The organism is Bilophila sp. 4_1_30 (genome assembly GCF_000224655.1).
Classification (GTDB): Bacteria; Desulfobacterota; Desulfovibrionia; order Desulfovibrionales; family Desulfovibrionaceae; genus Bilophila; species Bilophila wadsworthia.
This window is the reverse complement of sequence record NZ_JH114234.1, coordinates 110,830-119,570: the sequence shown is the minus strand read 5'-3', so window position 1 is coordinate 119,570 and position 8,741 is coordinate 110,830. Positions and strand designations below refer to the sequence as shown.

The 8,741-nt window shown below is 58.0% G+C and carries 5 protein-coding genes; 2 read left to right on the top strand and 3 right to left on the bottom strand.

Annotated elements, in window-relative coordinates:
- A partial coding sequence (locus HMPREF0178_RS16690; RefSeq protein ID WP_009380949.1) for an aryl-sulfate sulfotransferase occupies window positions 1-1,421 on the top strand: 1,421 nt, incomplete at its 5' end.
- A gap of 214 nt (window positions 1,422-1,635) precedes the next feature.
- Here HMPREF0178_RS16690 and HMPREF0178_RS16685 read toward each other — a convergent pair.
- The 3 genes from HMPREF0178_RS16685 to HMPREF0178_RS16675 form a co-directional block, all read right to left on the bottom strand.
- The gene (locus HMPREF0178_RS16685) at window positions 1,636-2,940 is read right to left on the bottom strand and encodes a 4Fe-4S dicluster domain-containing protein (protein ID WP_232281318.1); all 1,305 of its coding nucleotides are present in this window, start codon (window positions 2,938-2,940) and stop codon (window positions 1,636-1,638) included.
- Window positions 2,941-3,141: 201 nt separating this feature from the next.
- Window positions 3,142-4,596 (bottom strand): diguanylate cyclase, encoded by a 1,455-nt coding sequence (locus HMPREF0178_RS16680; protein ID WP_009380947.1) that lies wholly within the window; start codon window positions 4,594-4,596, stop codon window positions 3,142-3,144.
- A 264-nt stretch (window positions 4,597-4,860) separates the two neighbouring features.
- On the bottom strand, window positions 4,861-7,794 hold the full coding sequence (locus tag HMPREF0178_RS16675; RefSeq protein ID WP_009380946.1) for an EAL domain-containing protein: 2,934 nt from the start codon (window positions 7,792-7,794) through the stop codon (window positions 4,861-4,863).
- A 632-nt stretch (window positions 7,795-8,426) separates the two neighbouring features.
- Between HMPREF0178_RS16675 and HMPREF0178_RS16670 the strand changes: the two genes are divergently transcribed.
- On the top strand, window positions 8,427-8,741 hold a 315-nt coding region (locus tag HMPREF0178_RS16670; protein WP_009380945.1), incomplete at its 3' end, for a methyltransferase dimerization domain-containing protein.

Here is an 8,741-nt window from a genome sequence, read left to right as displayed (position 1 = left end):
TCTCCATGTTCAGGCTTACCTCATTGGCTACGGCCCTGCTGTCCCTGTTCATGCTCTCAGCCCCGGCAAGCGCCTACGAGGCCATCACCGGCCCCCTCGGGCTGCTGGCCTATGACAAGGCAAAGGCCTACGACGGCTACACGCTGTTCACGCCGCACACCAAGGTTTCTTCGTGGATTGTGGACAAAATCCAGGATCCAGGCAGCAGAAAGACCTACCTCATCGATATGGAAGGCAATATTGTCCATACGTGGAAGCATGACCATCCCGCCTTCTATGCGGAACTGCTTCCCAACGGGAATCTGCTCCGCGCGGAGAAGATCGCCGGCAGTCCCGTGAACTTCGGCGGCTGGTACGGCCTGCTCCGCGAGTATGCGTGGGACGGCAAGGTGGTCTGGGAATACAAAGTCAGCAATCCGCGCCAGATCGCGCACCACGGTTTCGATCGCCTGCCCAACGGCAACACCGCCATCCTGATCTGGGAAAACAAGACGTATGACGAAGCCCTCGCCAAGGGCCGCGATCCCAAGGACAAGGCCCTCAGCCGCAACGGAATGCCCGCACCCGGACAAGGGCCCGACGGCCAGCCGCTTCAGGGCATCTGGCCCGATGCCATCCTTGAAGTCACGCCCAAGGGTGAAATCGCGTGGGAATGGCATGTCTGGGACAACATCGGGACAGGCCCCGACCAGATCGACATCAACTGGCATCTGCCCCTGAGCATGGGCTATTTCGCCCGCGCCGACTGGACCCACTGGAATTCGGTCCGCTACAATGCCAAGACCGATCAATACGCGGTCAACTCCCGCGACTTCGGTGAAATCTACATCATCGACCGCAAGACCAAGAAGATCGTCTGGCGCTATGGCAACCCCGCCACCCACGGCATGGGCAAGGCTCCTTCCGGCTACCACGACGACGGCGATCAGGTGCTTTTCGGCTCGCACGACGTGGAATGGCTGCCCAACGGCAATATCTCCATCTTCAACAACGGCACGCATCGCCCCAGCGCCAACCGCAGCTCCGTCATGGAAATCAATCCCGCCACCAATCAGGTGGTCTGGCAGTACGAAACCAAGGATCACAACAGCTTCTATTCCGACTTCCAGTCAGCGGCCCAGAAGCTCCCCAACGGCAACTGGTTCATCACCTCCACCAACAACGGGCATCTTTTCGAAGTCACTCCGGACAAGCAGGTGGTCTGGGAATACAACAATCCCATCTCCACCGACGATCAGGCCTATTGCGTGAAGCGTGACGACAATCCCGAAACGCAGGTACACCGGGCCTACCGCTACGGCAAGGACTTCCCCGCCTTTGCGGGCAAGGAACTGAAGCCGCAGGGCAAGCTCGCGGCGGGATGCCCCGACTGGTACCAGCTTCTCGAATTCAAGCAGGGCCCCAACTTCAGCTCGAAGTGACGCCCTCTTGCCCCGTCCCTACGCCCGGAAGGGACCCGCCCCGGCTTTTTCTCCCAAGCCGGGGCTTTCTTGTGGAACAACGCTGGAAAAATCCATCCAATCCGGCCCAATCCCCCAAAATTCCATACCTCTACAGAAGCCATAAAAAATGGGGAGAGTCTCAAAGGAACCTCCCCAAAGCAATGGCTTTCCGCCTGTTAAAAGCTCTACGGCGTCATACGCGGGCGACGGCGAGGAATACGGTATGCATGATGCTGAGGAGCACCACAAAACTGGATTCAGCGGCTCCGCACGTTTTTCCGTACAGGGTCACGGCCAGCCCGCCATGACGGCAGACGGAGAGGCAGTCCCGGCACAGCGTGCATCCTGGGCCCGGGCGTCCCTCCTTCAACCGCTCAGAAGTCAGCGCACCGTATCGGCAGACGCGAATACAGGCGAGGCAGCGCATACAGGCATCGGTCCGCCGGATGCGCCACGGCGCGATCTTGCCGAGCCAGTTCGCCACCAGCCCGAGCGGGCATACGGCAAGGCAATAGCAGGCGGAACCGTACCGGCGGCTCAACAGCACCGCAACGGGCAGGAGCAGCAGGCCGAGCGCCAAACCGAGCGCAACGGCGACCCCGGTCGGAGCGCCGGACAGCCGGAGGACGACGGGGACTGCCAGCATGAGCCCAAGGAAAACCAGCCGGAGCCGAAACATCCAACGTGGAGGCGGGGTAGCCTTGCGCCCGGAGGCCGCCACGCTATCCCAGACCCCGAAATAGCACAGGTGGCTGCACCACGCAGCCCCGGCCAGCAGTACGGAGACGCCGAACAGAATGGGCATGAACAGCCCGCCGCCACGGTATAGCGGGGCCGCGAGGATCATGCCCGGCACGGGGAGATGAAGGTTCCCGGTCATGAGGAACAGGCCGTATCCGGCAAGGCCGAGGGCGAGCTGTACGAAAAAGGCCACCGAGAACAGGCGCCAGATGAATAAGCGCGTACGCGGCGCGGCATCCCTGTCCCCAAGCCGCGATGCCACCCACGAGGCCCAAAACCCGGCAAGCAGGATATGGAGCGGCGCCCATCCGGGCAGGAAACGCTCCGTCAGGAAAACCTGCGGTGCGACGAAAAGCAGCGGCGTCAGGATGGAGATCGTCCCGAAAAAGGCCGCCGTCCGCATGAGCGCCCTCTTCCTGCCGCGCGCATACCATGCATCCCCCGTCTTTCCTTCCAGCAACAGGGCCGCCGTGGCGGTAAACAGCGACACGCCGAGCAGGATGCACGCCAGCCGCATCCACGGCTGTTCCATGAACATGCGGAGCTGCACGAACTGCGCCGCCGCCCACACCCAGCGCGCGGCCAACAGCGGCAACAACACAAGCGTGACCTGCCGTATCCACGCCTCTCGTCTCCAAACGAGCAGTGCGAACAGCATACAGCCGACGGAAAACGGGTATTGTCCGGCACGCCAGAAATGCGCGCCGCCCAATACAAAAGCCAGCGAGGACGGGGTAAGGCACAAAATCGAACGCATGATGCTCACGGACGGCTCCTTTCAAACGGAATGCCGCACATCTTACCCGATGCGGCATGATTTGCCGTGATCGGCGTCACGTATCCCGCCCTTTCTCCCCAACCCTCGGGGCTTCAACAAGCCATCTTGTTGGACATCAATGCGTTCTCCCCAAAATATCCGGTCGCCGGAACTCCGCCTTTCCCGCCTTCTCTCCGCCCCCTAACAAACGTCATCCGAAACGGATTGTTCCTTCCAGCAGCCCTCGGTACAGGGAAATGAGCAATCCGGGCTCCAGAGCGTCACCCGGTCGCGCCCCGCCTGCTTGGACATGTAAAGCGCGGAATCCGCATACCGGAACAAATCGGAAATCGTCTTTTCGTTCTCCTCGGGCGTATCGATAGCCCCCAAAGACGTAAACCGATAACCTCCGGCGCTGATGCTGAAACGCACCTCCCGATCGGCATGGACGAGCGGCTTTGCCGTACAGGCCACCCGGATCTCTTCAAGCTGGCGGAACAAGGCACCCTCATCGGCATCAGGCAGGAGCAACACGAATTCATCCCCTCCGAGCCGTGCGAACGTCGCCGAGTCGGGGAGCATCTCTCTGGCAAGTTTTGCAAACTCCCGCAGGACCATATCTCCGGCGGCGTGGCCGAACGTATCATTGATGCCTTTGAAGCAATCCACGTCGATGAACGCCAACCCAAACCCCTTCCCTTTCTCTTCCTGCACCCGCCGCAGCTCATCGGACAGCACCTCACGGAAACGGCGGCGGTTCCAGAGGGCCGTGAGCGGATCAATATAGGAAAGCTCACGCAGCATGAGGGCGTTTTTTTGCAGGCTGCTGAGCATGACGTTGAGCATGGCCCTCAGTTCCGCGATTTCGTCATGCCCGCTGACGGCAATGGACGATTCCGCTTCGCCTTCCGCGACCCGGTGCGCGAACAGCGTAGTCTCACGGAGCGGCTGGCTCACCTTCTTCATCCCGTACCAGATCCACATGAGCGCGATGAGGAATACAACCGCTATGGAAGCTCCCAACTCCTTCATATGGTATACGACAGAACGCTTGTACGCTTCGATTTGATGGGACTTCCGTTCAAGGATGCTGGTGATCCCCGACTCGACAAGCTTGATGATCTCTTCAGCCCGTTTCTGGTAGGCGGCATTAAAAAGAAGGCGGCGGGCATACTCCACATCGATTGTGTCCGATCCGCTGTGCAAACCGTCAGGGCACAAGGCTTCTCCCTTGCTCGCCTGCATGGCCTCGATCTCCGTAATCGCCAGATCGTCGGAGCGACGCAGGGCGGTCGCCAAAAACGCCATGTCTCCCCGGCTGGCTCCATAGCGCTCCAGCAGAGACGGAAGGCTGATCGTCTCTCCCGGCGCAAGGGAGCTCTTCCGGGGCACCCTCCCGGACCGCTGCGCAAGGATGTCGTAATACGTCCGCTCGGAAGCCTCATCGCCCGTATTGACGTATTCCCGCGCCTTGCGGGTCAGATCATAGGAACTCTGGAGCAATTCCCGGCTGACTTGCATCAGGTTCAGGTACTGGACGTCGGCCTCAACCATTTTCGTGAACGAGCTGTACACATTCCATGATAAGCCTGCCGTCACCATGATCGTTACGGTAAGCAGCAGGCCCAATAGAGACGTAACCCAACGGATGCTCATCCGTCCCTCCCCCAAATAGTCTGAACGGAACCCGCATTCCTCCGGAAACGGAACGTACAGACAGCTCTTTGTTGAAAAGAGAATATACTAGAGATGTTCCTCAACGCCAGCACTTTATGGCATCGCCTCACTTTCCGTTTACCGTTCCGACCCATGACGGAAAGGAAAAGCCATGTACGGGAAAGATTCGCGTACATGGCCTTTTATACCTTTACAGAGAGCTTTTTTGAATCCACAGGGGAAATCGCTTCGGCCTTCAATGCCTTAAGGCTTCCGTTGCCAGGCTCCCTTCTTGTTTTCTTTTTCGTCCTGCAGAACTTTGCCTTTCTCCAAAAGCCCCTCAAACACGTCTCGCGGCATCGGCTTCGCGTAGTAGAAGCCCTGTGCATAATAACAGCCGAGCTCAATAAGCATCTCAGCCTGTTTCGCGTTCTCCACGCCTTCACAGATGACCTGCATACCCAGTTCCCCGGCCATGTGGATAACGTTGCCGATGACAATCCGTTCCCGCGTCCCGAACATCCCGCGCCGCACGAAGCTGCGATCGAGTTTGAGCACGTCAGCCATCAGCTGCTGCAACTGGCCGAGGGAAGAATACCCCGATCCGAAATCGTCGATGGCGATCATGAAGCCGCGCTCTTTCAGCCGCAACACCTGCGCACAGACGATTTGGGGATTGCGCATGATCGCGCTCTCGGTGATTTCCAGTTCCAAAAGCGCATGGGGTACATTGTGACGATCCGCGATCGCCGCGACAAGTTCGGGAAATTCCGGGCTGTCGAAATGCAGGCTTGAAAAATTGCAGGAAACGGGATTAACGGTCATCCCGCGCTCCAGCCACTCGCGCACGGTCCGGCAAACCAGTTCGTAAATGTACAAATCCACTTCGACCACGGAGCCGTTCCGCTCGAAAAACGGGATAAAGCTTCCCGGCATAAGCAGGCCCCGCGTAGGGTGATTCCACCGGACCAATGCCTCGCTGCCGATGAGCGCGCCGTCCCGCATGTCCACCTTGGGCTGGAAATAGGCATCGAATTCGCCTTGGGACAGGGCGATCTCCAGCCTTCCTTCCAGTTCGCGCTGCAACAGCGCTTCCTGCCGCATCTTCTCGTCGTAAAGGACAATGTTCTTCATCGTCTGCTTGGCGTTCCTGCGCGCGTAGTTGGCAAAATCCAACATGCGGTGCAGATCGAACCCTTCCGTCTCGTTCACCAAATAGACACCGAACACTGTGACGATCCGGTACGCCATGTCCTGCATACGCCGCCACTCGTCCAGTTCCATGCCGATTTCTTCTATGCGCACAAGCAGGGATTCCCAGTCGGCATAACGCACCAGCAGGATGAAGTGGTCCGCCGATGCGCGGGCACAGCATTCCCCATCTTTGACGTTACGCTGCAGGATCGCGCCGAAGGCCCGCAAGATCTGATCGCCCACGGCGAAACCAAGGTTGTCGTTGATCGTCTTGAACTGATTGATATCCCCGTAAAGCAAGGCATAGCTTCCGCTCGGCGCTTTCCGGAGCAGCTTCCCGCACTCCACATAGAACTTGTTCATGTTGTCGAGATTGGTCAGCCCGTCCCGGTACAGCAAGGCCTGTATGCGATGGTTGCTCCTCGTCTTGATGGCGAGATTGTAGACCAACAGCAGCAGGATCACCCCGAAAACCGCCAGCATCCCGCACCCGACCTCAATAAGGTGCTGGGCCACGAAATCGAGCAGCGTGATCTGGCGGGGCTTGGTGGTGTTCTTCAGCACCAGCTCGTCCATCCGTTCAGGGGCCGTATATTGGATGCACTTATCCAATATGGAGAGCAGGCGCGGGTCCGCACACTTGGAAATGCCGAAACAGATTTCGCTCGTGTACTTGCTCATGCTCGTGGCGGCCAAGGATTCGTAACGGCGTTCCGTAAGCAAATAGTTGGTCACATAGACGTTCGCGTAAACCGCATCCGCGTCGCCCTTGAGCAGCGCATCGAAACATTCCCGTACGTTCTTGTAGAAAATGATTTCCTTGCCCGGGTGATCCGCCGCCACATGCTCCGAGAACCAGTAGCCTCCTTGCAGGGCAATCCGTTCTATGGCGTGCGGCTGCTTGGTCCGCACCAGCATGATGGGCGCCCGCAGATAGTAACGGGTAGTATACATCTTGTTGCGCTCGTCCCAGAGGTAATCCCCCGTTACGGAGCAGACCATATCAATAAGCCCTTTCTTGACCTTTTCCAGCGCTTCGGCCTGATCTATCGGCTCAAAACGGAAACGCAACCCTGTGTATCTTGAAAAAGTGGACAGCAGATCCGATGTGACGCCGGAGAACATCCCAGTTTCCGTATCGGTATACTCCAGCGGCGCCCACGAAGGATCATACGCCGCGACAACCACATCCGCCTGTTTGAGGAACGCTTCCTCTTCCTTGGTGAAGACCGGCTGCTGCGCCATGCTGACGGCAAAATATTTGTCGTACAGCCGCATCATATAGTTGGGATCGCGCAGCACGATGGCATTCATCGCCGCATCAAGACGGGCGAGCAAATCCGGCCTGTTCTTCGCCACAGCGATATACACCGGCTCCGGAGAGAACTGTGCAACGCTCCGGAACGTGCTGCTGCGGCCAAGGTGGGTGATGGCGACGCCGTCAAGCGTCCCGTCCTCAAGGGCACTCAATAACGCCTGCGTCTCGGCATAGGGAACGATGATCGGTTTGACGCCGAACTTCTCGCAATAACGCAGGAAACGCTCTCCGTCGCTGCTGCCCCGGATGATGCCGACCCGCATCCCTTGAAAGGAGCTGAAATCTTCGTAACCGTACCGTTTGTCGTCAACTCTGACATTGAGGGTAACGTAAAGCGTACCCATGGGCAGGTTGGAGAACAGAACCTCTTTTTCCCGTTCTTCCGTGCGGAACACGGCGGGGAGCATATCTATGTGCCCTTCCAAAAGCTGATGCCATGCGTTCTCCCAGCTGCCCTCATCCAGCATTTCATAACGCATCCCGCCGACCTTGGCGAGCTTCTGCAAGAATTCGATATTGAAACCGATATACTCAGCGGACCGGCCACGGGACATGTAGTCCCCATCCTCATAATACCCCACCCGGATGGAAACGGCGTTGTCGTCTGACTGCGCGGGAAAGCAAAAGAACAAACAGCACAAGACGATCGCCCCGAAAACGGATATCCCGTATCCATGCCTTCTCATGCTCCGACCTTGTTCCTTGCCTCTAGTGTTATGTGAAGCGACATGCCCGAACATGCCGTTTGGCTCTGACCTTCCGGGCCGCTGCCGGATCCTATACGTACCCTATATGTTTTCTCAAAGAAATCATAGTGTTTTCGGAGAACATACTCCGTGCAAAAACACGGAGCTCTGTTTTTTTAAAAGACCGTTCAAACCATAATCAGTCAAATAAAGAAACAACATGCTTTTTAACATTTTTAAATGACGGATAAAAACATATTAATGCGATAAAAAAAGATAATGGTTCTCCCCGCCTGCTTCCCCAGTGCGCATCTCCCCCCCACACACAGGACGTGGGAAGATGTCGTCATGAACATACTTCACGCACTACGGCAGCGCAAGCAGCCTCTGTCGGCAGGTTATGGGGAGCAGAGAAAAAAGCGTAGCCGACCGATCCGCACAAATGCGGATCACGCCCCAGTCAACGGCAACGGTATTCCCCCACAAAAAAGTCCGGCCACGCCATGCACAGGGCATCAGCGTTTGCCTGCCGGCACCGGCCCGTTCCGGTTCAGGCTGCCGCTTTCATCGAATCTCGGCGGTTGTGACAAAGTGCGAGGGATGCTACTCCAAAGAAGCACAGGAGGTGCGCTATGAAAGACTGGACCCCTTCCGCCTTGCTCCACGCTTCCGGGATGTACTGGGAAAGCTGCGCCATCCACGCCGCCGTGCATCTGGACGTGTTCACCCCTCTGTCCGACGGGCCGATGACCGTGACGGAACTCGCCGATCGGACAGGGTGCGTCCCCCAAAGCCTCGACCGCCTTCTAACCGCCCTGTGTGCAATGGGCCTGTTGATCCGTCAAGGCGAAACCTGCGAACTGCCGCCCTTCTCGCGGAATCACCTGTGCCGGGGCAATCCCGGTTATCTTGGGCATATAGTGGAGCATCACCGCCATCTTATGCCC

Excerpts from the sequence above, each read along its gene's own strand:
- HMPREF0178_RS16680 (WP_009380947.1), bottom strand. The coding sequence starts at position 4,596 with ATGAGCATCCGTTGGGTTACGTCTCTATTGGGCCTGCTGCTTACCGTA.
- HMPREF0178_RS16685 (WP_232281318.1), bottom strand. The coding sequence starts at position 2,940 with ATGCGTTCGATTTTGTGCCTTACCCCGTCCTCGCTGGCTTTTGTATTG.
- HMPREF0178_RS16675 (WP_009380946.1), bottom strand. The coding sequence starts at position 7,794 with ATGAGAAGGCATGGATACGGGATATCCGTTTTCGGGGCGATCGTCTTG.